Raw genomic sequence first — 25,937 nt, 5'->3', positions numbered from 1 at the left:
GTTTAGCCGATGCAAGATTCCTCTCTGCCTTGCCAGGATGCGCCGCCGCCCTCAGTGGGCGCGGCTTCCCGCCGCGTCACGCGTTCGGTGGCGGTGAAGTGGGGCGACCGCACGGTCATGATCGGCGGCGACGCGCCGGTGGTGGTCCAGTCCATGACCAACACCGACACCGCCGACGCCATCGCCACGGCGATCCAGGTCAAGGAACTGGCGCTGGCCGGTTCCGAGATGGTGCGCATCACCGTCAATACGCCCGAGGCCGCCAAGGAAGTCATGGCGATCCGCGAGCAGCTCGACCGCATGGGCGTGGATGTGCCGCTGGTGGGCGACTTCCACTACAACGGCCACAAGCTGCTGACGCAATTCCCGGACTGCGCCCAGGCGCTGTCCAAGTACCGCATCAACCCCGGCAACATGGGCGGCGGCAAGCGTCGTGACGACAACTTCGCCCAGATGATCGAGGTGGCTTGTCGCTACGACAAGCCGGTGCGCATCGGCGTGAACTGGGGCAGCCTGGATCACGAGCTGATGGCGCGCAAGATGGACGAGAACAGCCGCCGCGCCCAGCCCTGGGAAGCGCAGGCGGTGATGCGCGACGCGCTGGTGGTGTCCGCCATCACCAACGCCCAGCGCGCCGAGGAACTCGGCCTGCGCCGCGACGCCATCATCCTGTCGTGCAAGGTCAGCCACGTGCAGGACCTGATCACGGTCTACCGCGACCTGTCGGCGCGTTGCGACTATCCGCTGCATCTGGGCCTGACCGAGGCCGGCATGGGCAGCAAGGGCATCGTCGCCTCGACCGCCGCGCTGGCCGTGCTGCTGCAGCAGGGCATCGGCGACACCATCCGCATTTCGCTGACGCCGGAACCCGGCGGCGACCGCGGCCGCGAAGCCGTGGTGGCGCAGGAAATCCTGCAGACCATGGGCCTGCGCGCGTTCACGCCCATGGTGGTGGCCTGCCCCGGTTGCGGCCGCACCAGCAGCACGTTCTTCCAGGAACTGGCCGATAGCATCCAGTCCTACCTGCGCCGGCAGATGCCGGTGTGGCGCGCCCAGTACCCCGGCGTCGAAAGCATGAACGTCGCGGTCATGGGCTGTGTGGTCAACGGGCCTGGCGAAAGCCGCCACGCGGATATCGGCATCAGCCTGCCGGGCACCGGCGAGGTGCCGGCCGCGCCGGTGTTCGTCGACGGTGAGCGCACGGTCACCCTGAAGGGCGACCATATCGCCGAAGAATTCCAGGCCATCGTTGAAGACTACGTGGCGCGCCGCTATGGCGCGCTCGCCTCTCATTAAAGAAAGGGTGTGGCCGCGAGGCGCGCTTGCCAGCGCGCGGGGCGGCATGATCAAGATGACTCAAGCTTTCCAGAAAGTCGCCGCCATCCGCGGCATGAATGACCTGCTGCCAGGGCCCAGCGCCCGCTGGGAGCAATTCGAGGAAATCGTGCGCGGCTGGCTGCGCGGCTATGGCTATCGCAATGTGCGTACGCCCGTGCTTGAGCATACGCGCCTGTTCACGCGCGGCATCGGCGAAGTGACCGACATCGTCGAAAAAGAGATGTACACGTTCACCGATGCGCTCAACGGCGAATCGCTGACCATGCGGCCCGAGATGACCGCCGGCATCGTGCGCGCCTCGATCGAGCACAATCTGCTGTACGACCGCCCGCAGCGCGTCTACTCGATCGGTCCGGTGTTCCGCCACGAGCGCCCGCAGCGCGGCCGTTACCGCCAGTTCCACCAGATCGACGTCGAGGCCCTGGGCTTCGCCGGTCCCGACGTGGATGCCGAGCTGATCGTCATGCTGGCCCGCCTGTGGAAGCTGCTGGGCCTGACCGACGTGCGTCTCGAACTGAACTCGCTGGGCCAGCCGGCCGAGCGCGCCGCGCACCGCGCCGCCCTGATCGCGCACCTGGAAAAGCACGTCGACATCCTCGACGAGGACGGCAAGCGCCGCCTGTACACCAACCCGCTGCGCGTGCTCGACACCAAGAACCCCGCCATGCAGGAAATGGCCGACAGCGCGCCGCGCCTGTTCGACTTCCTGGGCGAGGAGTCGCGCGCCCACTTCGACGGCGTGTGCCAGCGCCTGACCGACGCCGGCATCGAATACCGGCTCAACCCGCGCCTGGTGCGCGGGCTCGACTACTACAACCTGACCGTCTTCGAATGGGTCACCGACCGCCTGGGTTCCCAGGGCACGGTGTGCGGCGGCGGCCGCTACGACGGCTTGATCGAACTGCTGGGCGGCAAGGCCGCGCCGGCCGTCGGTTTCGCCATCGGCATGGAGCGCCTGCTGGACCTGTGGGAACAGAGCGTGCAGGTCGACGCCCCGGCCGAGTGCGACGTCTACGTCGTGCACCAGGGCGAGGACGCGCAACGCCTGGCCGCCCGGGTCGGCGAAGACCTGCGCGATGCCGGCCTGTCGGTGGTGGTGCACGCCGGCGCCGCCAGCTTCAAGTCCCAATTCAAGCGCGCGGACGCCAGCGGCGCCCGCGTTGCGGTTATCCTTGGCGCCGATGAAGTGGCTTCGCAGACCGCCAGCATCAAATTCCTGCGCGCCGACGCCCAAGGCGATGCCGCGCAGCAGCAAGTCCCGTTGGCGGGCTTGGCCGACGTATTGAAGAATCTCAAGGGTTAGGGCATGGCATACGATCTGGAAGAACAGGAAAAACTCGACGCAATCAAGGCGTGGTGGGCCCGCTACGGCACGCTGGTGCTGTCGCTGGTGGCCGCCGTGGCGGTGGCCTGGGGCGGCTGGTGGGGCTCGAAGGCCTACCAGTCGCACAAGGCGAACCAGGCCATGGGTTATTTCGAGGCGCTCGAAGACGCGGCCCGCCTGGGCGGCGCCGATTCGTCGGTGCGCATCAAGGCCGCCGCGGCGACCCTGCGCGACCAGTACGGCTCGACCGGCTACGCCACCCGTGGCGCGCTGGTGGCGGCCCAGGCGCTGCAGGCCCAGAAGGACGTCGACGGCGCCCGCCAGCAGCTTGAATGGCTGGCCGGCCAGACCAAGAACCCGTCCATGCAGGCCGTCGCCCGGCTGCGCCTGGCGGGCCTCTTGCTCGACCAGAAGCAATACGATGCCGCGCTGGGGCAGCTGAACAACGCCCCGGCCGCGTTCGCCGCCTTGTTCGCCGACCGCCGTGGCGATATCCTCGCGGCGCAAGGCAAGCGCGAGGACGCGCGTGCGGCATGGCAAAGCGCCATTGATGGCCTGGGCACGGCGAATCCGCTGACCCAGGTTGTGCAACTGAAACTGGATGCCCTGAGCGGAGCGTGACTGTAATGCGTAAATTTGCCTTTGGCCGGACGTGGCGTGGCGCGGTTTGCCTGACGGGCGTGCTCGCCCTCGGCGGTTGCGGCCTGTTTTCCCATGACGACGGCCGTTACGACCCCGCTCCCCTGACCGAGTACAAGGCCGGCATGTCGGTGCGCCAGGTCTGGTCGACCTCGATCGGCAGCGGTTCCGGCCTGGGCTTTGCGCCCACGGTGCTGGAAAACGCCATCTACGCCGCCACGCCCGATGGCTCGGTCGGCAAGTTCGACCTGCAAAGCGGCCGCCCCATCTGGAAGTCGCAGGCCGGCGTCAAGCTGACCGCGGGCGCGGGCAGCGACGGCACCACCACGGCCGTGGCCTCGCCCGATGGCGACGTGGTCGCCTTCGATGACAGCGGCAAGGTCAAATGGAAGGTGCGCGCCACCAGCGACGTCAACATCCCGCCGGTGGTGGGCTATGGCATCGTCGTGGTCCGCAGCGGCGACTACCGCATCCAGGCCTTCGACGCCAACAACGGCGAGCGTCTCTGGAGCGTGCAGCGCCCCGGCCCGGCGCTGGCCCTGCGCAGCGCCGCGCAGATGGTGCTGGCCGAAGGTCTCGTCATCACCGGCCTGCCTGGCGGCAAGATGATGGCCATCGCCTCCGACAGCGGCAACGTGCAATGGGAAGGCACCGTCGCCACCCCGCGCGGCGCCAGCGACCTGGAACGCCTGACCGACGTGGTCGGCGCGCCCCGCATCGCCGGTAACCTGCTTTGCGCGGTGGCCTACCAAGGGCGTATCGTGTGCTTTGACGTCACGGCCGGCGGCCGTCCGATCTGGGCCAAGGACTTCTCCAGCGTCAGCGGCATGACCCTGGACCAGCGCTTTGCCTACTCGGCCGACCAGAACAGCGTGGTCAACGCCTTCGCGCTGGACAACGGCGGCAACGTCTGGAAGCAGGCTGCGCTGAAGAACCGCCAGCTCACCGTGCCGGCCCTGCTGGGCGGCGCGCTCGCGGTCGGCGACCTGGATGGCTATGTGCATTTCCTGTCGCGCAGCGACGGCAGCCTGATGGCGCGCCTGTCGGTGGGCGGCGGTGCCATCGTTTCGCCGCCGCAGACGACTTCCCAAGGTGTGCTGGTCCAGACGGGCAATGGCAATCTCGTCCTGATCGGCACCAACTAAACCCTCAAGAACAAAGCCTTACACCGTGTCTTTCAAGCCTGTCGTTGCCCTGGTCGGCCGCCCCAACGTGGGGAAATCGACCCTATTCAATCGCCTGACGCGATCGCGCGCCGCGCTGGTGGCCGATTTTTCCGGCCTGACCCGCGATCGCCATTACGGCGAGGGCAGGGTGGGCGATATCCCCTTCATCGCCATCGACACGGGCGGTTTCGAGCCGGTCGCCAAGGATGGCATCCTGCTGGAAATGGCGCGCCAGACCCGCCAGGCCATCGCCGAGGCCGATGTCGTCGTGTTCCTGGTGGACGCGCGCGCCGGGCTCAACGCCCATGACCACGAAATCGCCACGCTGCTGCGCAAGTCGGGGCAGCAGCGCGTGCTGCTGGCGGTGAACAAGGCCGAAGGCATGGGGGCGGGCGCCGCCATCGCCGAATTCCACGAGCTGGGCCTGGGGCAACCCTATCCCATCTCGGCGGCGCACGGCGACGGCATCGTCGACCTGATCGAACTCGCGCTCCAGGACCTGGCCGAGCCGCCCGCCGAGGACGAAGAGCCGGCCGAAGAGGGCGAGCACGACCATCGCATCAAGCTGGCCATCGTGGGCCGTCCCAACGTCGGCAAGTCCACGCTGATCAACACGCTGATGGGCGAAGAGCGCGTGATCGCGTTCGACATGCCCGGCACCACCCGCGACGCCATCGAGATCGACTTCGAGCGCGATGGCCGCCGCTACACGCTGATCGACACCGCCGGCCTGCGCAAGCGCGGCAAGGTGTTCGAGGCGGTCGAGAAGTTCTCCGTCATCAAGACGCTGCAGGCCATCGAGGCCAGCAACGTCGTGCTGCTGATGCTGGACGCGCAGACCGAAATCTCCGAGCAGGACGCCCACATCGCCGGCTTCGTGCTGGAAACCGGGCGCGCCGTGGTCGTGGCCGTCAACAAGTGGGATGGCCTGGACGGCGAGGAAAAGGAACGCATCGAGCGCGAATTCATGCGCAAGCTGCGCTTCCTGTCGTTCGCCCGCGTGCACACCATTTCGGCCTTGCGCGGCCAGGGCATCAAGCCGCTGCTCAAGTCGGTCAATGCCGCTCACGCCGCCGCGTTCGCCAAGCTCTCCACGCCCAAGCTGACGCGCGAGCTGCAGGCCGCCGTCGAGCAGCAGCCGCCGCCCCGCAAGGGCATTTTCCGTCCCAAGATGCGCTATGCGCACCAGGGCGGGCAGAATCCCCCGCTGGTGGTCATCCACGGCAACGCGCTCGATTCGGTGCCCGATTCGTACCGCCGCTACCTGGAAACCCGTTTCCGCAACGCCTTCGATCTGGCCGGCACGCCGCTGCGGATCGAATTCAAGTCTTCGCACAACCCCTACGCGCAGGAAAGCTGATCCATGAGCCGTTTCTGGAGTCCCGTGGTCGGGACGCTCAGTCCGTATGTGCCGGGCGAGCAGCCCAAGCTTCAGAACCTGGTCAAGCTGAACACCAACGAGCATCCCTACGGGCCGTCGCCCAGGGTGCTCGAGGCGATCCGCGCGGCGTGCGATGACACGCTCAAGCTCTATCCCGATCCGTCGTCCGACCGCCTGCGCCAGGCGGTGGCGACGGCCGTCGGCGTGGCGCCGGCCAGCGTCTTCGTCGGCAACGGCTCGGATGAAGTGCTGGCGCACGCCTTCCTGGCGCTGCTCAAGCACGAGCGCCCGCTGCGCTTTCCGGACATCACCTACAGCTTCTATCCCGTCTATTGCGGCCTGTACGGCATCGATTACGAGACCCTGCCGCTGACCGATGATTTCCGCATCGACGTCGACGACTACCTGCCGGGCCGCCATGGCCAGGCCGGCGCCATCATCTTCCCCAACCCCAACGCGCCCACTGGCCGCGCGCTGACGCTGGCCGAGATCGAGCGCGTGCTGGCGGGCAATCCGGATTGCGTGGTGGTGGTGGACGAGGCCTATGTCGATTTCGGCGCTGAGTCGGCCATCCCGCTGACCACGCGCTACGACAACCTGCTGGTCATCCAGACGCTGTCCAAATCGCGTTCGCTGGCGGGCCTGCGGGTCGGCTTCGCGGTCGGCAGCCCGGCGCTGATCGACGGCCTGGAGCGCGTCAAGAACAGCTTCAATTCCTACCCGGTGGATCGCCTCGCCTCGGCCGGCGCGGTCGCGGCGCTCGAGGACGTGGAATATTTCGAGCAGACCCGCCAGGCGGTGATCCAGACCCGCGGTCGGATGACGGCCGGCCTGGAGGCCCTGGGCTTCGATGTGCTGCCGTCCAGCGCCAATTTCGTGTTCGCCCGCCACCCGTCGCGCGATGCCGCCGCGCTGGCCGCCGGCCTGCGCGAACGCAGCATCATCGTGCGCCATTTCCGCCTGCCGCGCATAGACCAGTTTCTGCGTATTACAGTGGGCACGGATGCGCAGTGCGAATTGCTTCTGAAAGCGCTCGCCGAGCTCGTCTGACCCCCGGCTGAAGGGCCTTTCCGGCGGAAAACTCTGGTGTCAACTTTTGCATCCGACACAAGTAGCACGGGCCGGGAAAACCCTGTAGAGTACATGTTTCGGCGTGCCCCACCTGTAAAAAGCGCGTCATCACTCAATAACAAACAAATGGAGCCTGGCCAATGAGCAATAAAGGGCAAACTCTGCAAGATCCGTTCCTGAACACGCTGCGCAAGGATCATGTGCCGGTGTCGATCTACCTGGTGAACGGTATCAAGCTTCAAGGGCAAATCGAATCTTTCGACCAATACGTGGTGCTGCTGCGTAACACGGTCACGCAAATGGTCTACAAGCACGCCATTTCCACCGTGGTTCCCGCTCGCGCCGTGAATTTCCAGGTGGAAGTCCCTGCTGAGTAATCTCGCTCCCGCAGTACCTTTTATTGCCCGCCGGACGGTCGACGTCGGCGGGCATTTTCGCTTTGGCTCCAAAATGGTGCATGTATGCGCGCACTGATCATCAGCGTGGATCTGGGTGATCCCGACTTCACGGCCCATGCCGAGGAATTCGCCATGCTGGCCAAGGGCGCCGGCGCGGAAATCGTCGGCACGCTCACGGCCCGCCGCGACCGTCCCGACGCCAAGTTCTTCATCGGTTCCGGCAAGGCCGACGAAGGCGTGGGCATGGCCCAGGCGCTGCTGGCCGACATCGTCCTGTTCGACCAGCCGCTGTCGCCGGCCCAGCAGCGCAACCTGGAACGGGTCTTCAACCTGCGCGTGGTGGATCGCGTGGCGTTGATCCTGGACATCTTCGCGCTGCGCGCCAAGAGCCACGAGGGCAAGCTGCAGGTCGAGCTGGCGCAGCTGCAGCATCTGGCCACGCGGCTGACGCGCATGTGGAGCCACCTGGAGCGTCAGCGCGGCGGTATCGGCATGCGCGGTCCCGGCGAATCGCAACTCGAAATGGACCGCCGCATGATCGGCGCCAAGGTCAAGACGCTGCGCGAGCGCCTGGACCGGGTCGAGCGCCAGCGCGTCACGCAGCGCCGCGCGCGGGCCCGTGGCGGCGCGCTGTCGGTGTCGCTGGTGGGGTACACCAACGCCGGCAAGTCGACGCTGTTCAACGCCTTGACCCGCGCCGATACCTACGCGGCGGACCAGTTGTTCGCCACGCTCGATACGACCACCCGCCGCATCTGGATCGAAGGGGCGGGCAATGTGGTGGTGTCGGATACCGTGGGCTTCATCCGCGACCTGCCTCACGACCTGATCGCGGCGTTCCGCGCCACGCTCGAGGAAACCGTGCACGCCGACCTGCTGCTGCACGTGGTCGATGCCGCCAGCCCGCAGCGCGACGAACAGATCTTCGAGGTCAACAAGGTGCTGGCGGAAATCGGGGCTGCCGCGATTCCCACCATTCTGGTATACAACAAGATCGACCGTGCTGGCCTGGAACCCCGGGCGGAGCGCGACGCCCATGGTACGATTGCGCGAGTATTTGTAAGCGCCACCGAGCGCGCCGGTTTGGACGCGTTGCGCGGGGCAATTGCGGAGACCGGACAGATTGTGGGAAACAATGCCTCGAATTATCAAACTCTTCAATCTGAATGACCCCGGCTGGGGTCGTGGAAACAATAATGGCTCCGAGCCGCCGCCCAAGCGGCCCCAAGGCAACGGAGACGGTCCGCCCGACCTCGACGAGGTCTGGCGCGATTTCAATAATCGCATCGGATCGTTATTCGGCCGCAAGGGCGGGGGCGGCAACAACCGCCCCGGTGGCAATCGCGGCGGCATGACGCCGCCGTCGCCGCGCGGTGCCCGCATCGGACTGGGAGTGATCGCCCTGGTCGCGGTCGGCATCTGGGCGGCCAGCGGCTTCTATATTGTCCAGGAAGGCCAGGTCGCGGTCGTCACGCAGTTCGGCAAATACAAGAGCACTTCACAAGCCGGCTTCCAGTGGCGCCTGCCGTATCCCATCCAGAGCCACGAAATGGTCAACGTGTCGCAACTGCGCACGTTCGAGGTCGGTTTCCGTGGCGGCGCCCGCAACAAGGTGCTGCCCGAGGCGCTGATGCTCACGACGGACGAGAACATCGTCGACATGCAGTTCGTCGTGCAATACCGCCTGCGCGCCGATGGCGCGCCCGATTACCTGTTCATGACCCGCGATCCGGACGACTCCGTGCGCCAGGCGTCTGAAACCGCCATGCGCGAAGTGGTCGGCAAGCAGTCCATGGACTTCGTGCTGTACGAGGGCCGTACCACGGTCGCCACGCAGGTCCAGGCGCTGATGCAGCAGATCCTCGATCGCTACCAGACCGGCGTCCAGGTCAGCACCGTCGCCATCCAGAACGTGCAGCCGCCCGAACAGGTCCAGGCCGCGTTCGACGATGCCGTCAAGGCCGGCCAGGATCGCGAACGCCAGATCAACGAAGGCCAGGCCTACGCCAACCAGGTTGTGCCGCTGGCCAGCGGCCAGGCCTCGCGCATGCTGGAGCAGGCCGAAGGCTACCGCGCCAAGGTGACGGGCGATGCGCAGGGTAATACCGCGCGCTTCACCAGCATCCTGGGCGAATACGAGAAGTCGCCGCAGGTCATGCGCCAGCGCATGTACCTGGAGAGCATGCAGGACATCTTCACGCGTGCCAGCAAGGTCATGGTCGACACCAAGAGCAACAACAACATGTTGTACCTGCCCTTGGACAAGATCATGCATCTGGCCGCCCAGGATGCCAGCAAGTCCGCGGTAGGCAACCCCGGATCGCCCGCATTGGTCAGCCCGCCGCTGCAAGCGCCACTGCGTGGCGGCGCGGCGCCGGCCCCGCAACCCTCCGGCAGCAGCAATAGCAATGCGCTGCCCCGCGATCGTCAGTCGCGCTAACCCGGAGGATTCCTGATCATGCAACGTCTTATGCCTATCCTGGTCGGCCTGCTCATCGTGCTGGCCGCCCTTTCTTCCTGCGTGTTCGTGGTGCGCGAGCGCGACTACGCCCTGGTGTTCTCGCTGGGTGAAGTGCGCAAGGTCATCAACGAGCCCGGCCTGTACTTCAAGGCGCCGCCGCCGTTCCAGAACGTGGTGACGCTGGACAAGCGCATCCTGACCATCGAAACCAACGAAGCCGAGCGCATCCAGACTTCCGAAAAGAAGAACCTGCTGATCGACTCGTACGTCAAGTGGCGCATCGCGGATCCCCGCCTGTACTACGTGACCTTCGGCGGCAACGAACGCGCCGCGCAGGAACGCCTGCAGGCGCAGATCCGCGACGCGCTCAACGCCTCGGTCAACGTGCGCACGGTGCGCGACGTGGTCTCGACCGAACGCGACAAGATCATGGCCGAAATCCTGACCAACGTCGCCAAGCGCGCCGAGCCGTTGGGCGTGCAGATCGTCGATGTGCGCCTGCGCCGCATCGAGTTCGCGCCCGAGATCTCGGAATCGGTGTACCGCCGCATGGAAGCCGAGCGTACCCGCGTCGCCAACGAGCTGCGCTCGATCGGCGCCGCCGAGGGCGAGAAGATCCGCGCCGAAGCCGATCGCCAGCGCGAAGTGATCGTGGCCCAGGCCTACGCCAAGGCCCAGACGATCATGGGCGAGGGCGATGCCGCGGCCGCCGCGATCTACTCGCAGGCCTACGGCAAGAACCCGCAGTTCTACACGTACTACAAGAGCCTGGAAGCCTACCGCGCTTCGTTCTCGAAGCCGGGCGACGTGCTGGTGGTCGACCCCAGCTCCAGTTTCTTCCAGTTCATGAAGGACCCCGCCGGCCAGGCCCTGGCCCCGGTGACCGTGCCCGCCAAGTAAAAGGCGGCGCCGCGGACGGCATGCGAAGCCCCCAGGTTTTTCCTGGGGGCTTTTTTCTGGCCGGTTGCGCCGGCGGCCCGTGCGGCGGGGCAATGGGGGACGTGTTGCGCCACGGGCTGGCGCTGCTGGCTGAACCATGTACAATACCCCGTAAGCTAGAAAACATTCCGCAGCGGCTGAGCGGGCTTACGCCCCCTCAGCCGCTTTTTCGTTTGGGCGACGCCCACGCATCTCTAGGCGTTATTCAGGTAAACATTCATGGGTAACTGGTTGCTGCCCGAGAGCCTTGCCGACGTACTTCCGGCAGAGGCCCGGCGCATCGAGGAAGTGCGCCGCGAACTTCTCGATCTGTACCGTACTTACGGCTTCGAGTTGGTCGCGCCGCCCCTGGTCGAGTACATCGATTCATTGCTGTCCGGCACCGGTAGCGATCTGGATCTGCGCACCTGCAAGCTGGTCGACCAGCTGTCGGGCCGCACGCTGGGCGTTCGCGCCGACATGACTCCCCAGGTCACGCGCATCGACGCGCACTTGTTGAACCGCGCCGGCGTGACCCGCCTGTGCTACTGCGGCAACGTGCTGCATGCCCGCCCGGCGGATCTGCTGTCCAGCCGCGAGCTGCTGCAGATCGGCGCCGAAATCTACGGCCATGCCGGTTTCGAGGCCGACCTCGAGATCATCCAGCTGGTGCTGGAAACGGTGGCCATCGCCGGTGTGCGCAATCCGCGCCTGGTGCTGTGCCATCCCGGCGTGCTGCGCGGCATCGTCGAAGCCGATCCGGCCGCGGCCGCGGTCTCGCAGGACGTCATCCGCCTGATGCGCGAGAAAGACGTGCCGGGCCTGACGGAACTGGCCGAGCGCACGCCCGGCATGCGCGCTGAAACGCTCAAGGCGTTGCAGCTGCTGCCCAAGCTTTATGGCGGCCCCGAAGTGCTGAAGCGGGCCCGCCACGACCTGCCGCTGTTGCCCGGCGTCGTCGCCGCGCTGGATGCGCTGCAGGTGTTGCTGGACGGTCAGCCGAACGTCGACTTTGGCGTCGACCTGGCGGACGTGGACGGCTACGGCTACCACTCCGGCATCAAGTTCGCGCTGTACGCCGAGGGCTGGCGCGACGCGCTGGTGCGCGGCGGCCGCTACGACGACGTCAGCCTGGCATTCGGGCGCGCGCGTCCGGCCACCGGCTTCAGTCTGGATTTACGCAAGCTGGCGGCGGGTTTGCCGCCGGCGGAACGGGCGCGTGCGGTTCGCGCGCCCTGGGGGCAAGCCCCCGCCCTGGTCGAGGCGGTCCGCCGCCTGCGCCGGTCAGGGGAAATCGTCGTTCAGGTATTGCCCGGTCACGAGCAGGATCAGGACGAATTCGTTTGCGATCGCGAGCTGGCGCTGCAGGATGGCGCCTGGACGGTCAGAACGCTGTGACTAACTCCCTCTCGGCAACGAGAGGGCCGCGGGGAGATTTCCGGATTTCCCGAGAAACTCGATATTGATTCGTAACATGAGCAAGAACGTAGTCGTAATCGGCACCCAGTGGGGTGACGAGGGCAAGGGCAAGATCGTCGATTGGCTGGCGGAATCCGTCCAGGGCGTGGTCCGCTTCCAGGGCGGCCACAACGCCGGCCACACGCTGTGGATCAATGGCAAGAAGACGATTCTTCGCCTGATCCCGTCGGGCATCATGCATCCCGGCGTCACCTGCTTCATCGGCAACGGCGTGGTGCTGTCGCCCGAGGCCCTGCTCAAGGAAATCGAAGAGCTCGAGGCTGCCGGCCTGGACGTGCGTTCGCGTCTGCGCATCTCCGAGATCTGCCCGCTGATCCTGCCGTACCACGTGGCCGTCGACAAGGCCCGTGAAGCGCGCAAGGGCGATGGCAAGATCGGCACGACCGGTCGCGGCATCGGCCCGGCCTACGAAGACAAGGTCGCCCGCCGCGCGCTGCGCGTGCAGGACCTGTTCAACCCCGCGCTGTTCGACGAAAAGCTCGCCGAAGTGCTGGATTATCACAACTTCGTGCTGACCAAGTACCTCGGCGCCGAAGCCGTGTCGGCCAACGAAGTGCGCGACCAGGCCATGGCGCTGGCGCCGGCGATCGCCCCGATGGTCGCGGACGTCTCCAGCATGCTGTACACCATGCAGCAGGAAGGCAAGCGCCTGCTGTTCGAAGGCGCGCAGGGCGCGCTGCTGGACGTCGATCACGGCACCTATCCGTTCGTCACCAGCAGCAACTGCGTCGCCGGCGCCGCTTCGGCGGGCGCGGGCGTCGGTCCCCAGTCGCTGGACTACGTCCTGGGCATCACCAAGGCCTACACGACGCGCGTCGGCTCGGGCCCGTTCCCCACGGAACTGGTCGACGAGATCGGCACCCGCCTGGCCACCATCGGCAAGGAATTCGGCTCGGTCACCGGCCGTCCGCGCCGCTGCGGCTGGTTCGATGGCGCCGCGCTCAAGCGCTCGGTCCGCCTGAACGGCATCACCGGCCTGTGCATCACCAAGCTGGACGTGCTCGACGGCCTGGAAACCATCCAGCTGGGCGTCGGCTACCGCGTCAATGGTGAATTCCGCGACGTGCTGCCCTACGGCGCCCACGCCGTGGCGCAAGCCCAGCCGGTGCTGGAAGAGCTGCCGGGCTGGAGCGAATCCACCGTCGGCATCACCGAGTACGACAAGCTGCCCGAGGCCGCCCGTCGCTACCTGGAGCGCGTGGCCGAAGTCTGCGGCGTGCCGATCGACCTGGTGTCCACCGGTCCCGACCGCAACGAAACCATTGTGCTGCGTCATCCCCTGAAGGGCTGACATCGGGTTATTATTCGCAAGGCCGCCGCCGGTCTCATACCGGCGGCGGCCTTTTCGTATTTTCACGCAGGAGATCCTTGCCTATGAGCGCGCCAACCAGTGACGATAGCCATCTGTGGGTGACGTGGGACGATTACAACCGCTTGATCGAGCGCCTGGCCTTGCAGGTGCACCAGTCCGGTTGGGAGTTCGACAAGATTTTGTGCCTGGCGCGCGGCGGCATGCGCGTCGGCGACGTCATGTCCCGTATTTTTGATGTGCCGTTGGGCATTCTGGCGACCAGCAGCTACCGCGAAGCCGCGGGCACCAAGCAGGGCGATATGGATATCGCGCAGTTCATCACCATCACGCGCGGCACGCTGTCCGGGCGGGTGTTGCTGGTGGACGACATGGTGGATACCGGCAAGACCTTCATGAAGGTGTACGACCACCTCAAGAGCCAGTTCGCCGACATCACCGAATTGCGCAGCGCCGTGCTGTGGTGGAAAGGGCATTCCCTGGCGCAGCCCGACTATTACGTCGACAAGCTGCCGACCAACCCCTGGATCCACCAGCCCTTCGAAGACTACGACAGCCTGCGTCCGCACCAGCTGGAAGCCTGGATCCGCAAGGGCTCGAAGGCCTGAGGCCTTTCGGGGACGGATAGTCCGGCGATCCCTGCCGCCCGCGCGCGACAGGGGCGGCAAGCGCCGGGGCATTGCGCCGGACTGTTCTCCCGGTAGTCAAAATAGCCATGACCATGCTAGAATCGCTGGTTATCGCTAAACCGAACTTGGCTTGTTACTCTCTGGGTAGTCTTTGGGTAACGGAAACAGCCAGCGAATTTAGCGCTGCAAGGCTCTTGGCGCTCGCGCCTGGAAGCGGAAAATGAGAGGTCGGTGGCCTGGGTCGTCCAGGTGCGCGGATCTCTTGGCCCGGATGGGCATGCCCGATTACTATATTCGCGTATGCATGGTCTGCGGCCTGGGCTGACAGGCGGTTTGCCGCCGGGAACCCCGTGGCGTTGCTGGTAAGCAAGCCAGGTTTGTCATCAACTTTTGTTACCCTACAAGCAGGCCAATCACTTTATGCCTATCGTTCGACTGAAGGAAAACGAACCGTTTGAAGCCGCTCTGCGCCGCTTCAAGCGCACCATCGAAAAGACCGGTTTGCTCACCGAACTGCGCTCGCGCGAGTTCTATGAGAAGCCCACGGCCGAGCGCAAGCGCAAGCACGCCGCCGCCGTGAAGCGCCACTACAAGCGCATCCGTAGCCAGCAACTGCCCCCGCGCCTGTATTGATTTCTGATTCCAGAATCTATTGATTCCAGAATCATTCATCCAGGAACTACTCGCCCGGGTCGACGTTGTCGATGTCGTCGGGCGGTACGTGCAGTTGCGAAAGGGTGGGGCCAACTTGCTTGGCCTGTGCCCCTTTCATAACGAAAAAAGTCCGTCGTTCACTGTCAGCCCCACCAAGCAGTTCTATCACTGCTTCGGTTGCGGAGCGCATGGCAGTGCCATCACCTTCCTGATGGAGCACACGGGCGCCAGTTTCCCCGAAGCCGTGCGCACGCTCGCGGCTTCGGCGGGAATGACGGTCCCCGAAGAAAACCGCAGCCCCCGCCAGCAGCAGGAAACCGCGCGCCGCAAGGCCGAGGAGTCCCGCCACACGCAAGTGCTGGACGCCGCCCAGGCCCATTACCTGAAGCAGTTGCGCGCATCGCCCGCGGCGATCCGCTATCTGAAGCAGCGTGGCCTGACCGGCGAGATTGCCGCGCATTTCGGTCTGGGCTGGTCCGGCACGGACCGGCACGGGCTGTCGCAGGTTTTTCCCAATTACGAAGATCCCACGCTGGTGGAATCAGGTCTCGTCATCGAGTCCGAGGACGGCCGCCGCTACGACCGCTTCCGCGAACGGGTCATGTTCCCGATCCGCAATGCGCGCGGCAGCCTGATCGGCTTTGGCGGCCGCATCATCGGCAAGGGCGAGCCCAAGTACCTGAATTCGCCGGAAACCCCGCTGTTCTCCAAGGGCCAGGAGCTGTACGGCCTGTGGGAAGCGCGCCAGGCGATCCGCCAGGAAGGCCAGGTCATCGTGGTCGAAGGCTATATGGACGTGGTCGGGCTGGCGCAGCAGGGCATCGCCAATGCCGTCGCCACGCTTGGCACCGCGACCACGCCGGATCACGTCAAGAAGCTGCTGCGCACCAGCGACAAGGTCATCTTCAGTTTCGACGGCGACGGCGCCGGCCGCCGCGCCGCGTGGCGCGCGCTGCAGGCGTGCCTGCCGGTGCTGCGCGACGACATCGCCATCCGCTTCCTGTTCCTGCCGACCGAGCACGATCCGGATTCGTATGTGCGCGAACTGGGCGCGGAGGCCTTCCGCGCCTGCCTGGGCGAGGCGGTGGCGCTGTCGCGCTTTCTGCTGGACGAGCTGGCCTCGCGCCACAACATGGAAGAGGCCGAGGGCCGCGCCAGTTGCCTGCACGAGGCCAAGCCGCTGCTGGCGTCGATTCCGGAATGCGCGCTGCGCGTGCAGATCGAACGCGAGATGGCCAAGCTGGTGCAGCTGACGCCCGAGGAAATGGCGCAGGTGCTGGCGCAGCAGCCCGCCAAGCCGTTCGGCGCGCCCGCCAAGCCGAACGCCGGTGAGGCGGGCATCGTGGCCGCCTCCGGTACGGCGGCGCCGCACGACGGCGCCCCGCACGATGGCGGCTACGACTTCGCCGGCCACGATTTCCACGACATTCCCGCCGACGATGGCGAGTATGCCGACTATGGCCAGTTTTCGTCGCAGGGCGGCGAATCAGGCGGTGGCTGGAATGGCGGCGCCGGCAAGCAGGACTGGAAAGGCAAGGGCGATTGGAAGGGCAAGAGCGACTGGAAGGGCAAGGGCGACTGGAAAGGCGGCAAGGGCAACTGGAAGGGCAAGCGCGATGACGTTGGCGGCTTCGAAGGACGCCGCACCATGCCGTCGCTGGCCAAACGCCTGCTGAGCCTGTTGCTGGCCCATCCGGAACTGGTCGACTCCATGGGCGACCAGCAGCTTGAAGTCATCGACCACGGCCCCCATCTAGGATTGGTGAGGGACCTGATCATGCTGGCGCAGGCCAGCGGCGCGCGCCATGTGGGCGCCTTGCTGGAGGCAGCCGAGCCGGACTCGGACCTCGCCACGGTGCTCAAGGGATTGCGGGTCGACATCCTGTCGCAAGAGGATCTGCCCGATCCGCAGACCGAGTGGGATGACGCGCTGCGCCGCATCGAATTCGATTCGGCGAAGGCGGAAATGTCCAAGCTGGCGGCGGCGGGCCTGGCCACCGAGGAGGCGCGCAAGCGCTACTTGGAGCTGTCCAGCCGGATGTTGGTGCTCAAAGGTGCCGGCATACGCTAAATGCGGTAAAATCAAGGGTTTTCCCGCCGCGACATTGCCACGAACGCCGTATGGCGACGAGGTGGTGACGAGAGAGGGGGCAGGACTCTCAGTGCCGCGGGAAAACGATTACAGAAGCCGATTACAGAAGCTGCAGGAAAAAGAACGGCGGGCGGAATCTATTTTCGCCGCCGGAATCTAATTGTTTTAGGGTTTGATGGGCAGGTCGGCTGAAGATGCGCCGGGCTGGCGGACAGGACCGATACCGGTTGAGCGGGTCGGTCCGGGGCGGGTAAGCCCCAGGCGCCAGCACGAAAAAAAAGCGGACGTGTGCGTCAAACTTGTTACATAGTTAATTACTATAGCTGAGCGGTGAATCACGCAGTCCGGCGACGGTTATCTTCGCGCCGCGTTTGAGGTTTGGGTGCTGTGTCTATCCAGCTGCCAAGGGCAAGGCCCGACAGGCAAGCAACGCCTATTTATAGGCAGACAGCCCCCCCTCGACGCCCGAAGTCCATCGCGGGATGAAGCCATGCACGCCAGGCGCCCAGCCGGTCACGGACCGCAACGACGCCAGGCGGGCTCGCAAGAGCCGGTGCTGCGAACAACGCAGCCGCGGGGCTTCCGCCGATTCACCTGATTTACCCGTAGGGATGCCGCGAAAGGCCTTTGCCTGGCAGCGGCGTCATGCGGTGCAACATGCCCGAACGGGTTGCGACGACCACGGAAGCGACTATGACCAAATCCACCGGCAAATCCTCCTCTGCAATTGATGCGACCGACGCCCTGGCCACGAAGGCCAAGCGCGTGGTCAGCATGGCAGCGGAAAAAGCGCCCGCCAAGACGGCGGTGAAGGTCGCCAAGCCTGCCGCGAAGACGGCCGCCAAGAAGGCGGCTGCCAAGACGGCGGCGGCAGACAAGCCCGAGAAGGTGACCAAGGCTCGTGCCAAGAAGGCCGAGGACAAGCTCGCCGACCTGGTCGGCAGCGCGCGTCCGGTCCCCAGCGGCCGCCGCCCCGGTCGCCCGGCCAAGAACGCCAACAATGATTCCGACGGTTTCGACGACACCATGGACGGCGAAGGCGAAGTCCTGCCGGACCTGAAGCCGCCCAAGCGCGGCGGCAAGCGCGGCAAGGCTGATCCCAAGGATCTGATCGCCCGCGGTCCCGTCTCGGCCGAAGAATACGAAGCCCGCCGCAACCGCCTCAAGCAGCTGATCAAGCTGGGCAAGGACCGCGGCTATCTGACCTACGGCGAAATCAACGACCATCTGCCTGATGACCTGGTCGACGCCGAAGCCATCGACGGCATCATCAGCACCTTCAGCGACATGGGCATCGCGGTCTACGACCAGGCCCCCGACGCCGAAACGCTGCTGATGAGCGAAAACGCGCCGGTCGCGTCCAACGACGACGACGTCGAAGACGAAGCCGAAGCCGCGCTGACCACCGTGGACTCCGACTTCGGCCGCACCACCGACCCCGTGCGTATGTACATGCGCGAAATGGGCTCGGTGGAGCTGCTGACGCGCGAAGGCGAAATCGAGATCGCCAAGCGCATCGAAGATGGCCTGAAGCACATGGTCATGGCCATCTCGGCCTGCCCGACCACCATCAACGAAATCCTCGCCCACGTCCTGCGCGTGCGTGAAGGCCAGGCGCAGATCGACGAAGTGGTCGACGGCCTGGTCGATCCGGAAGACGGCGAGGAATACGCCGGCGCCGGCGTCACCGCCGACGAAGACGAAAGCGACGACGGCCCCGCCGGCGGCATGTCCAGCAAGCAGCTGGAAGACCTGCGCATCAAGGCGCTGGCAAAGTTCGACGAGGTCGGCAAGCAGTTCGACAAGATGCGCCTGTCGTACGAGAAGGACGGCTACAAGTCGGACGTCTACGTGCGCGCGCAGGAGTCGATCCAGAACGAACTGATGGGCATCCGCTTCACCGCCAAGATGGTCGAGAAGCTGGCCGACACGCTGCGCAACCAGGTGGAAGAAGTGCGCCAGCTCGAGCGCGCCGTCCTGCACACGTGTGTGGACCGTGCCGGCATGCCGCGCACGCATTTCATCAAGGTGTTCCCGGGCAACGAAACCAACCTGCAGTGGGTCGTCGACGAAGTGGCCGCCGGCCATCCGTACGCCGAAACGCTGGAGCGCCAGATCCCCGCCGTGCAGGAACTGCAGCAGAAGCTGATCGACCTGCAGACCCGCGTGGTGCTGCCGCTCAAGGACCTGAAGGACGTCAACAAGCGCATGGCCACCGGCGAAGCCAAGGCTCGCAAGGCCAAGCGCGAAATGACCGAGGCCAACCTGCGCCTGGTGATCTCGATCGCCAAGAAGTACACGAACCGCGGCCTGCAGTTCCTGGACCTGATCCAGGAAGGCAACATCGGCCTGATGAAGGCCGTGGACAAGTTCGAGTACCGTCGCGGCTACAAGTTCTCGACCTACGCGACGTGGTGGATCCGTCAGGCCATCACCCGCTCCATCGCCGACCAGGCGCGCACCATCCGTATCCCGGTTCACATGATCGAAACGATCAACAAGATGAACCGGATCAGCCGCCAGATCCTGCAGGAAACCGGCGCCGAGCCGGATCCCGCGACCCTGGCGCAGAAGATGGACATGCCCGAGGACAAGATCCGCAAGATCCTGAAGATCGCCAAGGAGCCGATCTCCATGGAAACGCCGATCGGTGACGACGACGACTCGCACCTGGGCGATTTCATCGAGGACACCTCGACCCTGGCGCCTTCGGACGCCGCGCTGCATGGTTCCATGCGCGACGTGGTCAAGGAAGTGCTAGACTCCCTGACCCCGCGGGAAGCCAAGGTTCTGCGCATGCGTTTCGGTATCGAAATGAGCACCGACCAGACGCTGGAAGAAGTGGGCAAGCAATTCGACGTCACGCGTGAGCGCATCCGCCAAATAGAGGCTAAAGCGCTGCGCAAGCTGCGTCACCCGAGCCGGGCCGACAAGCTGAAGAGCTTCCTGGAAGGGCAGTAAGTTTCCTGGGCCTCTAGCTCATGCCTGGTTAGAGCAGCGGACTCATAATCCGTTGGTGCCGAGTTCGACTCTCGGGGGGCCTACCAAAGAAACTCAAGCGGGTCTCGGAGCAATCCGAGGCCCGCTTTGTTTTGCGCGTCGTTTGCGTGGCGCGTGTCGTTCATTCCGCTCCCAGCGGCAATGATGCAGAATGCTTCTCAAGCGACGATCGCAATCGTGTAGCGCGGCGCGTCGTTTGAGACGGATCGGCGCGTCATTTGATACTGCTGGAGCGTGCGAGAACGGCCAGGATGCGGAATCGGGCAATAGGGCGGCCTACCTGCCCGTCGCCTCGGGGCGGGTCTGCGGCAAGGCCGTAAATAGGGGATACTGCCCGGTCTTAACGCTCCTCCCTCCGAGCCATGAAACGCGGGACCCGCCGCCAGCCCCGCCGTAAACCTGCACCGATCCTTGCCGAGGCACTGGACCGCTACCTGGTCGAGGTGTCTGCGACAAAAAAGGGGCGGGCGGCCGAACAGTCGATTGCGCGCATCTAGCGTGCGACCAGGCTGGCCATTCGCCCCGTCGACTGGATACGCAGCTCGGACCTGAAGGAGCTGCGTGACGAATGGCTCAAAGACCGAGCGCCGGCCACGGTTGCACGCCGTATTGCGTTCCTCTCCCATGTTTTCACGGTCATTCGGAAAGATTGGGGTTTGAGCAGTTGGCCAACCCGGTCCAGCTCGTCCGCCGGCCGGCGGTCGATGACGCACGCGACCGCAGATTGTTCGACCGATTACCCTGCGGGGCATATCCGGCGACGAATGCCCACGGGGTGAGCTTGAATGGATCATCCGGGCGACCAGGTCGGCCGAGCTTCCCACCGTCCTCACCGTCGCCAAGGAAACCGGCAGGCGCCGATCCGAGGTCGTAGGCATTCAGCGGGAGAACCTGGACCTAATGCATGGCGTGGTGCATTTGCCACATACCAAGAACGGCCGCGCGCGGGATGTCCCGTTGACGCCGCTTGCCCGTGAAGCGCTACGCCGTTGGGTCACGGGAAAGCCTATGCGTGGCCGGATATTCACGATGCAGCCAGGCTCTGTTACGCGGGCCTTCATTCGCGCTCGTCGTCGTGCTCGCCAGCGCTACGAAGGTATGTGCTGGCACTACGGTCGCCGCCCCAGTGCCGCGTACTTCCGTGATCTGCGCTTCCATGATCTACGCCACGAGGGCACGTCACAGATTGCCACGGTGTTTGAAATTCATGAGCAGGCCAAGGTAAACGGCAATGTCGATACCCGCATGCTCCTGCGCTACTTCCATCCACATGGCCGCGAGCTGGCCCAAAAGCTGGCGCGCAGCCCGCTGGGCAGGCGGCAGCAAGACCAACTGCGCCGCGCACGGGAAGAAGCGGCCCCTACCCCGGGTAGCTGACCGGACCATCCGCCCCTGGATGCTCGCTGCCAACCGAATACGGCATGCCCGTTTCCACCACCAAAGCGGCGTGGTGCGGTAGTCGTCGACCAGGGCCCAGGCATTGCCTAAGCGCTGCGGCCATTTCCCGACCGGGCCGGGGGGGCATATCCTTGTATGGGCCATAGGGGAAGTTGAATGCGCCAGGCGTCAACGCCAGCTCGTTCGCCATGGACTCGTACAGGAACAAACCATCATCATTGGTTTGAAATACTGCTCTCCTAAAAAATGAAATTTGCACTGCAAGGGAGAAGTTCATGCGTAAGGCCTATCCCATATCGTGTAGACAATTTTTTAAAGCATCCTTATCATATAAATCGGCATTATTAAGTGTTTCCGCTGGAGGTGGCTGCCATGCTAACTGTACGTAACGCAACAATTGGAGATGCAACGATGCTTTATGAGTGGCGAAACGACCCTGCCACTCGTTTTAGTAGCCGCAATTCTGATCAAATATTGCTCGAGTCCCACATCGCATGGCTTACTGCCACCTTGGCCAATCCTGTTCGCCAGTTGCTAATTGCTGAAATTAACGGTGTGCCGGTCGGGACTGTGAGAGTTGATGAAGAGTTAAGCGGAAACGCAGAACTGTCTTGGACTGTGGCGCCTTCCGCTCGCGGACGTGGAATTGCAAAAAAAATGGTGCGACTTGTAGCAGATCAAGTATCCGAGACCTTATCCCTAAGAGCAGAAGTAAAAGCCGGTAATGAGTCATCTATCAAAGTGGCTTTGGCCGCAAACATGCAGCTAATGCGGGAAGTTGATGGTGTCCTGCACTTTTTTCGCCCATCATCACGCCTCCCGAAAATTTTATAAACACCGCATCCCAGCCGAGACGTTACCGCAACCGATGAATGCCCTGGATTGGATAGTTAAGGGGGCATCGCCGCACCCTAAAGGTAATCGTCCAATCGTCCGGCCCTGACCGTGTAGACGCTGGAGGTCCGAAGGGCGAAGATCGCGATTGTGTTGGGCATCTTAAATTTGAGCCCACAAATAGAATTTTTTGGGCACAGCCGATCAAAAGCCCGGCGCATTGCGGCGCAGTCGCCTGCATTCTGGCGTATTCAAGCTCGGTCTGGTCGATTGGGCGGGGCAATCCGGGATATCGGAGCGCAGGTGGCCCGCTAAGCGGGCGTGAACGCCAATCAGGTATTCGCCTGGATCAAGCAGCACCGTGAAGGAACACTGCGGGTGCAGGGTGAGGTCGGCCCGACGCTATTGGCGGTGCGCGTGGTGGAGTCGGAAGTGGCCTCTGTTACCGCCTCGCCACTTGCTCCGATCCGGCCGGCCGTGGAGGTGTCGAAAGTCCCCGCGGCTGGGGTGGCCATCATGACGAGGCCTTCAGGCACGCTGGCTCTCCAGCTGAAACACGGGGAGCTGAAGATCGAAGGTTCCCCCGATCGGCAGGCGCTGGAGGCGGCGCTGCGATGGCTGACGCGTTGATGGGGCCGTCGATTAACACGCGCGTGTGGGCCGCAGCAGGGGTGACCGACATGTGGTGTGGCTTCGATACCCTGGCGGCTTAGGTGCAGATGGCGTTGGCTGGGGATCCGTTCTCGGGCCGGATTTTCTTATTCCGCGGGGGCGAGTCCACGCCATTGACAGAGACGCATCCAAAGAGGGCCAACACAGTTGGAATTGACGAAATTAACGAATAAATGGGAGTGCCAGAAATGAGATCTATACAGAAATCGGTATTTACAGACGGCCAAGAGGGGGGGTATTTCATCCGTAACGAAGACGCATATGCTCCCATGGAAGAGGGGGGCAGAGTTAAGTGTGCCGAATGCTCTGTACGCAAAATATATTACAGCTGGAACTTCAGTTCTTGAAATTGGAAGTTCCAACGGTAGAAAATTAGAAGCTCTACGCATGGCCACTGCGTGTGTCTGAATTGGTATCGACCCGTCAGTAGAAGCGATCTCTCGGGGTTCCAAGCTATATCCAGATCTGACACTCCGCGTAGGGACCGCTGGCAATCTGGAATTCGATGACAACTCCCGTGGCTTCATACTCTTTGGATTCTGCCTCTATCTTGTGGATAGAGACTTGCTAAGTCGTGTGGTAACAGAGGCAGATCGATGCCTAAAAAATGGCGGGTTCATAGGAATCACAGACTTCGTTCCCGACTTGCCCACAAAGCAGCAATATATACACCGAAAAGATGTCTTCACTTATAAATTTCAGTATGAGCAGATGTTCGTTGCTTTCCCCCATTTTTTCATGATTGAAAGGCAGCCCTTTAGCCATTCTGCATCTGGCTTCCATTTAGACCCTCAGGAGCGATTGGCCACCACTGTTATCTACAAGAATCTCGAAATGCCGAGCTCGACTCTCGGGGGGGCTGCCAAAGAAACTCTCGCGGGTCTCGGAGCAATCCGAGGCCCGCTTTGTTTTGCGTGTCGTTTGCGTGGCGGGCGTCGTTCATTCCGCTTCCATCGGCAATGATGCAGAATGTGCTCCTCAAGCGCCGATCGCGATCGGGGCTGGGGAGGCCCATCTCCCTTACTGCGGATCCCTGTTTCCCGGAAAACGACATCCATGACCGGCTCCCCCTCCATCAAGCCCGGCAATCGCCTGACGATCCTCATCTTCGTGATTCTCGCGGCAGTTGTGCTGTTGCTGATGCGGGTTGACTGGCTGACGGTGGGGCTGGGACCGTATTTCCCGGCGTATTGGACCGCCGTGCTGGTCTGGCTCGTCTGCGTCGTGCTCGTCATCCGGCGGCAGCGACGCTGGTGGGTGCTGGTGACCGCGCTGGTCGTGCTCTATCCGGCGGTCATGGTGGGATACTTCTTGATCGAGTGTTCGCGCAAGGCCTGCATTTTCTGAGCCAGGTTTGCTGTTCCGCCGGATGATCTGATCCGGCGCTTCCGGCGCGCGCATCCGAGCCGCCCATTTCCCTTTCTTCATTTCGCACCATCCGACGGTGGGCGGTCGTTCGCGCGCGTCGGCGTCCTGTCGGTCGGTCAGGCGTCGGCGCGCCCGTTGTTTGTCCGTGACATGAAAGCGGCTTCTGAAGCGCCTTCGAGGCGCTGGCGCGAGTGCCGTTTCGATGGGGGGTGGGCTGGCGTCATTGGCTTGACTTATTTAGTTACATAAATAGTAAAGAAATTAACAATGGTTAAAAGATTTCTCCAACTCTGGTCGTACCGCACGCCTATATTTCTGACTCGTAGCTAAAATTCACAAAAATGGCGTTTCAGTCGGTTTCGACGATGCAACAGCCTCGTCCGGCAAACAATTAGAACCCATCTATTAAGCCGCCGCCCCTGCGATGCTGCCCATTTTTGTTTCCTCGCCGCTCCTGCCGCTGCGCGCCGCTCCCGATATGACTCGGATCCGGCTTCCCATGCATGTCGTTGTCGCCTGCCTGGCGGGCCGGTTTGTGCTTCTCAGTACCTGATTCCCATGCAAATTCTGCACACGCTTTCTGGCCTCAATCTGGGCGGATTGGAGTTTCGCGTCCTGGATCAGTCGCGATGGCTCCAGAAACAAGGCCATTCCGTGGCAATTGCCGCACCGCCCGGGAGCGACACCCTGAAGCTGGCGCGTAGTTGGGGGTTGGCCACGATCGGCATGGATTTCAGTTCCCCCTACTCGTGGTCGGGCGTGCTCACGCTGCGGCAACTCGTGAAGGATCTGCGCATCCAGGTCATTGACGCGCACGGCACGCCTGACGCGAAAGCCAGCGCGCTTTGCCGCGATCTGTGTTCGCTGGTGCGGACCTGGCACTTCTCCAGGCCCCTGCGCACGTCGTGGCGGCGGCGGCTGGAGTGGCGCCTGGGTTGCCATCGCGTCATCACCACCAGCCAGGGCGGCGCCCAGGATATCGTCACGGCGGGTTTTGCCGGGCAGAAGCGTATCAGCGTGGTGGGCGAGTGGGCCGACCACGGATTCTTCGCCGACGTGGACAAGCAGGCGATACGCCATGCCATGCGGCAGGAGCTGAGGCTGGATCCGGCCGCGTTCGTGGTGGCCACCATCGGTATGCTGCGGCCCGACAAGCGGCAGGAGGATCTGTTGCGCGTGGTGCAGGTGCTGCGCCAGCGTGGCGTGCCCGCGCACGCGCTGGTGGTCGGCATGCCAACGCGCGCGACGGCCGCCTATGGCCAGAAGCTGCATGACCTGGTCGCGGAACTGGGGATTGGCGACTACGTGACCTTTGCCGGGCACCGGGAAGATATCTCGAACATCATCCACGCCGCCGATGCGGTGCTGGTGCCGTCGATCAACGAGGCTTGGTCGCGCGTTGTGCCGGAAGCCTACGCGTCGCGTTGCCCGGTGGTGGCCAGCGCGGTCGGCGGGCTGCCCGAGATCGTGCAGCCGGGCGACACCGGCTGGCTGGCGCCGGCGCAGGATGTCGCGAGTTTCGCCGATCACCTGGCCTGGATCTGGTCGCATCCCGAGCAGGCTGCCAGGATCGCCGAGCGGGCTCGCATGTTCGCCGACCGGCACTTGATGCTGTCCCAGAAAATGGCGGAGACGCTCAGCGCGTACCAGGCAGCGATGGAGGATGCGCGCTCGGCCGGGAACGTGGAAGCGATGGCCTGATATTGCGCGCGATCACGCGCGTCGGGAGGGCGGCCCCGGCCGCCACCGCCGTTTCCTGTGGACGGGCCGGTTGCCGATAGGTCGGTAGCCGGCCCGCGTCGTTTC

The 25,937-nt window shown here is 64.1% G+C and carries 23 protein-coding genes and 1 tRNA gene; 23 read left to right on the top strand and 1 reads right to left on the bottom strand.

Annotated elements, in window-relative coordinates; all coding sequences use genetic code 11:
- Nucleotides 1-9: 9 nt before the first annotated feature.
- From ispG to AOZ53_RS34945, 18 genes are all read left to right on the top strand, one after another.
- On the top strand, nucleotides 10-1,296 hold the full coding sequence (ispG, locus tag AOZ53_RS06820) for a flavodoxin-dependent (E)-4-hydroxy-3-methylbut-2-enyl-diphosphate synthase (RefSeq protein ID WP_054434282.1): 1,287 nt from the start codon (nucleotides 10-12) through the stop codon (nucleotides 1,294-1,296).
- Nucleotides 1,297-1,351: 55 nt separating this feature from the next.
- Entirely contained in the window at nucleotides 1,352-2,641 is a 1,290-nt protein-coding gene (gene hisS, locus AOZ53_RS06815) for a histidine--tRNA ligase (protein ID WP_156333298.1), read from the top strand.
- Between the two features lie 3 nt (nucleotides 2,642-2,644).
- Nucleotides 2,645-3,283, top strand: coding sequence for a YfgM family protein (locus AOZ53_RS06810; RefSeq protein ID WP_006393977.1), 639 nt, complete (start codon nucleotides 2,645-2,647; stop codon nucleotides 3,281-3,283).
- A 5-nt stretch (nucleotides 3,284-3,288) separates the two neighbouring features.
- Nucleotides 3,289-4,446, top strand: a complete 1,158-nt coding sequence (gene bamB, locus AOZ53_RS06805) for an outer membrane protein assembly factor BamB (protein WP_054434285.1) — start codon at nucleotides 3,289-3,291, stop codon at nucleotides 4,444-4,446.
- A 25-nt stretch (nucleotides 4,447-4,471) separates the two neighbouring features.
- A complete protein-coding gene (gene der / locus AOZ53_RS06800; RefSeq protein ID WP_054434286.1) occupies nucleotides 4,472-5,827 on the top strand; it encodes a ribosome biogenesis GTPase Der in 1,356 nt (451 codons plus the stop codon).
- Between the two features lie 3 nt (nucleotides 5,828-5,830).
- Nucleotides 5,831-6,898 carry a histidinol-phosphate transaminase gene (gene hisC, locus AOZ53_RS06795; RefSeq protein WP_054434289.1) on the top strand — a complete coding sequence of 356 codons (1,068 nt, stop codon included), beginning with the start codon at nucleotides 5,831-5,833 and terminating at the stop codon, nucleotides 6,896-6,898.
- Nucleotides 6,899-7,059: 161 nt separating this feature from the next.
- Complete coding sequence (gene hfq / locus AOZ53_RS06790; protein WP_006218585.1) at nucleotides 7,060-7,296, top strand: RNA chaperone Hfq; 237 nt, start codon at nucleotides 7,060-7,062, stop codon at nucleotides 7,294-7,296.
- An 84-nt stretch (nucleotides 7,297-7,380) separates the two neighbouring features.
- Nucleotides 7,381-8,487: a GTPase HflX gene (gene hflX, locus AOZ53_RS06785; protein WP_006387860.1), complete on the top strand. Its 1,107-nt coding sequence runs from the start codon at nucleotides 7,381-7,383 to the stop codon at nucleotides 8,485-8,487.
- A complete protein-coding gene (gene hflK, locus AOZ53_RS06780; RefSeq protein ID WP_054434315.1) occupies nucleotides 8,453-9,757 on the top strand; it encodes an FtsH protease activity modulator HflK in 1,305 nt (434 codons plus the stop codon). The genes hflX and hflK overlap by 35 nt, the downstream gene beginning before the upstream one ends.
- An 18-nt stretch (nucleotides 9,758-9,775) precedes the next feature.
- Entirely contained in the window at nucleotides 9,776-10,678 is a 903-nt protein-coding gene (gene hflC / locus AOZ53_RS06775) for a protease modulator HflC (RefSeq protein WP_054434291.1), read from the top strand.
- Between the two features lie 258 nt (nucleotides 10,679-10,936).
- The gene (locus AOZ53_RS06770) at nucleotides 10,937-12,094 is read left to right on the top strand and encodes an ATP phosphoribosyltransferase regulatory subunit (protein ID WP_054434294.1); all 1,158 of its coding nucleotides are present in this window, start codon (nucleotides 10,937-10,939) and stop codon (nucleotides 12,092-12,094) included.
- 76 nt (nucleotides 12,095-12,170) lie between these two features.
- Nucleotides 12,171-13,466, top strand: a complete 1,296-nt coding sequence (locus AOZ53_RS06765) for an adenylosuccinate synthase (RefSeq protein WP_054434296.1) — start codon at nucleotides 12,171-12,173, stop codon at nucleotides 13,464-13,466.
- A gap of 83 nt (nucleotides 13,467-13,549) precedes the next feature.
- On the top strand, nucleotides 13,550-14,092 hold the full coding sequence (locus AOZ53_RS06760; protein ID WP_054434298.1) for a phosphoribosyltransferase: 543 nt from the start codon (nucleotides 13,550-13,552) through the stop codon (nucleotides 14,090-14,092).
- Between the two features lie 441 nt (nucleotides 14,093-14,533).
- The gene (gene rpsU / locus AOZ53_RS06755; protein ID WP_006218592.1) at nucleotides 14,534-14,746 is read left to right on the top strand and encodes a 30S ribosomal protein S21; all 213 of its coding nucleotides are present in this window, start codon (nucleotides 14,534-14,536) and stop codon (nucleotides 14,744-14,746) included.
- Between the two features lie 19 nt (nucleotides 14,747-14,765).
- Complete coding sequence (gene dnaG, locus AOZ53_RS06750; RefSeq protein WP_054434300.1) at nucleotides 14,766-16,838, top strand: DNA primase; 2,073 nt, start codon at nucleotides 14,766-14,768, stop codon at nucleotides 16,836-16,838.
- A 714-nt stretch (nucleotides 16,839-17,552) separates the two neighbouring features.
- The gene (gene rpoD / locus AOZ53_RS06745; protein ID WP_054434301.1) at nucleotides 17,553-19,820 is read left to right on the top strand and encodes an RNA polymerase sigma factor RpoD; all 2,268 of its coding nucleotides are present in this window, start codon (nucleotides 17,553-17,555) and stop codon (nucleotides 19,818-19,820) included.
- Between the two features lie 7 nt (nucleotides 19,821-19,827).
- Nucleotides 19,828-19,906: transfer RNA gene (locus AOZ53_RS06740), tRNA-Ile, on the top strand.
- A 676-nt stretch (nucleotides 19,907-20,582) separates the two neighbouring features.
- Nucleotides 20,583-21,236 (top strand): tyrosine-type recombinase/integrase, encoded by a 654-nt coding sequence (locus AOZ53_RS34945; RefSeq protein ID WP_306670182.1) that lies wholly within the window; start codon nucleotides 20,583-20,585, stop codon nucleotides 21,234-21,236.
- Here AOZ53_RS34945 and AOZ53_RS34100 read toward each other — a convergent pair.
- Nucleotides 21,220-21,534 (bottom strand): phage tail protein, encoded by a 315-nt coding sequence (locus AOZ53_RS34100; protein WP_156333294.1) that lies wholly within the window; start codon nucleotides 21,532-21,534, stop codon nucleotides 21,220-21,222. The genes AOZ53_RS34945 and AOZ53_RS34100 overlap by 17 nt on opposite strands.
- Nucleotides 21,535-21,629: 95 nt before the next feature.
- Here AOZ53_RS34100 and AOZ53_RS33285 point away from each other — a divergent pair, with 95 nt between their 5' ends.
- From AOZ53_RS33285 to AOZ53_RS06720, 5 genes are all read left to right on the top strand, one after another.
- Complete coding sequence (locus AOZ53_RS33285; RefSeq protein WP_082380608.1) at nucleotides 21,630-22,091, top strand: GNAT family N-acetyltransferase; 462 nt, start codon at nucleotides 21,630-21,632, stop codon at nucleotides 22,089-22,091.
- 321 nt (nucleotides 22,092-22,412) lie between these two features.
- Nucleotides 22,413-22,721, top strand: coding sequence for a hypothetical protein (locus tag AOZ53_RS06730; RefSeq protein WP_156333292.1), 309 nt, complete (start codon nucleotides 22,413-22,415; stop codon nucleotides 22,719-22,721).
- A 450-nt stretch (nucleotides 22,722-23,171) separates the two neighbouring features.
- A complete protein-coding gene (locus AOZ53_RS35225) occupies nucleotides 23,172-23,726 on the top strand; it encodes a class I SAM-dependent methyltransferase (RefSeq protein WP_082385551.1) in 555 nt (184 codons plus the stop codon).
- Between the two features lie 93 nt (nucleotides 23,727-23,819).
- Nucleotides 23,820-24,110, top strand: a complete 291-nt coding sequence (locus AOZ53_RS06725; RefSeq protein WP_054432473.1) for a hypothetical protein — start codon at nucleotides 23,820-23,822, stop codon at nucleotides 24,108-24,110.
- Nucleotides 24,111-24,689: 579 nt separating this feature from the next.
- Entirely contained in the window at nucleotides 24,690-25,832 is a 1,143-nt protein-coding gene (locus AOZ53_RS06720) for a glycosyltransferase family 4 protein (RefSeq protein WP_054432472.1), read from the top strand.
- Nucleotides 25,833-25,937: the final 105 nt, after the last annotated feature.

The sequence above is a fragment of the Achromobacter sp. 2789STDY5608621 genome (assembly GCF_001299375.1).
Lineage (GTDB): Bacteria > Pseudomonadota > Gammaproteobacteria > Burkholderiales > Burkholderiaceae_B > Achromobacter > Achromobacter insuavis.
The sequence above is the reverse complement of the archived record's forward strand: the minus strand, read 5'-3'. Positions and strand labels throughout refer to the sequence as shown.

Excerpts from the sequence above, each read along its gene's own strand:
- ispG (WP_054434282.1), top strand. The coding sequence starts at position 10 with ATGCAAGATTCCTCTCTGCCTTGCCAGGATGCGCCGCCGCCCTCAGTG.
- hisS (WP_156333298.1), top strand. The coding sequence starts at position 1,352 with ATGACTCAAGCTTTCCAGAAAGTCGCCGCCATCCGCGGCATGAATGAC.
- AOZ53_RS06810 (WP_006393977.1), top strand. The coding sequence starts at position 2,645 with ATGGCATACGATCTGGAAGAACAGGAAAAACTCGACGCAATCAAGGCG.
- bamB (WP_054434285.1), top strand. The coding sequence starts at position 3,289 with ATGCGTAAATTTGCCTTTGGCCGGACGTGGCGTGGCGCGGTTTGCCTG.
- hisC (WP_054434289.1), top strand. The coding sequence starts at position 5,831 with ATGAGCCGTTTCTGGAGTCCCGTGGTCGGGACGCTCAGTCCGTATGTG.
- hfq (WP_006218585.1), top strand. The coding sequence starts at position 7,060 with ATGAGCAATAAAGGGCAAACTCTGCAAGATCCGTTCCTGAACACGCTG.
- hflX (WP_006387860.1), top strand. The coding sequence starts at position 7,381 with ATGCGCGCACTGATCATCAGCGTGGATCTGGGTGATCCCGACTTCACG.
- hflK (WP_054434315.1), top strand. The coding sequence starts at position 8,453 with ATGCCTCGAATTATCAAACTCTTCAATCTGAATGACCCCGGCTGGGGT.
- hflC (WP_054434291.1), top strand. The coding sequence starts at position 9,776 with ATGCAACGTCTTATGCCTATCCTGGTCGGCCTGCTCATCGTGCTGGCC.
- AOZ53_RS06770 (WP_054434294.1), top strand. The coding sequence starts at position 10,937 with ATGGGTAACTGGTTGCTGCCCGAGAGCCTTGCCGACGTACTTCCGGCA.
- AOZ53_RS06765 (WP_054434296.1), top strand. The coding sequence starts at position 12,171 with ATGAGCAAGAACGTAGTCGTAATCGGCACCCAGTGGGGTGACGAGGGC.
- AOZ53_RS06760 (WP_054434298.1), top strand. The coding sequence starts at position 13,550 with ATGAGCGCGCCAACCAGTGACGATAGCCATCTGTGGGTGACGTGGGAC.
- rpsU (WP_006218592.1), top strand. The coding sequence starts at position 14,534 with ATGCCTATCGTTCGACTGAAGGAAAACGAACCGTTTGAAGCCGCTCTG.
- rpoD (WP_054434301.1), top strand. The coding sequence starts at position 17,553 with ATGACCAAATCCACCGGCAAATCCTCCTCTGCAATTGATGCGACCGAC.
- AOZ53_RS34100 (WP_156333294.1), bottom strand. The coding sequence starts at position 21,534 with ATGAACTTCTCCCTTGCAGTGCAAATTTCATTTTTTAGGAGAGCAGTA.
- AOZ53_RS33285 (WP_082380608.1), top strand. The coding sequence starts at position 21,630 with ATGCTAACTGTACGTAACGCAACAATTGGAGATGCAACGATGCTTTAT.
- AOZ53_RS06725 (WP_054432473.1), top strand. The coding sequence starts at position 23,820 with ATGACCGGCTCCCCCTCCATCAAGCCCGGCAATCGCCTGACGATCCTC.
- AOZ53_RS06720 (WP_054432472.1), top strand. The coding sequence starts at position 24,690 with ATGCAAATTCTGCACACGCTTTCTGGCCTCAATCTGGGCGGATTGGAG.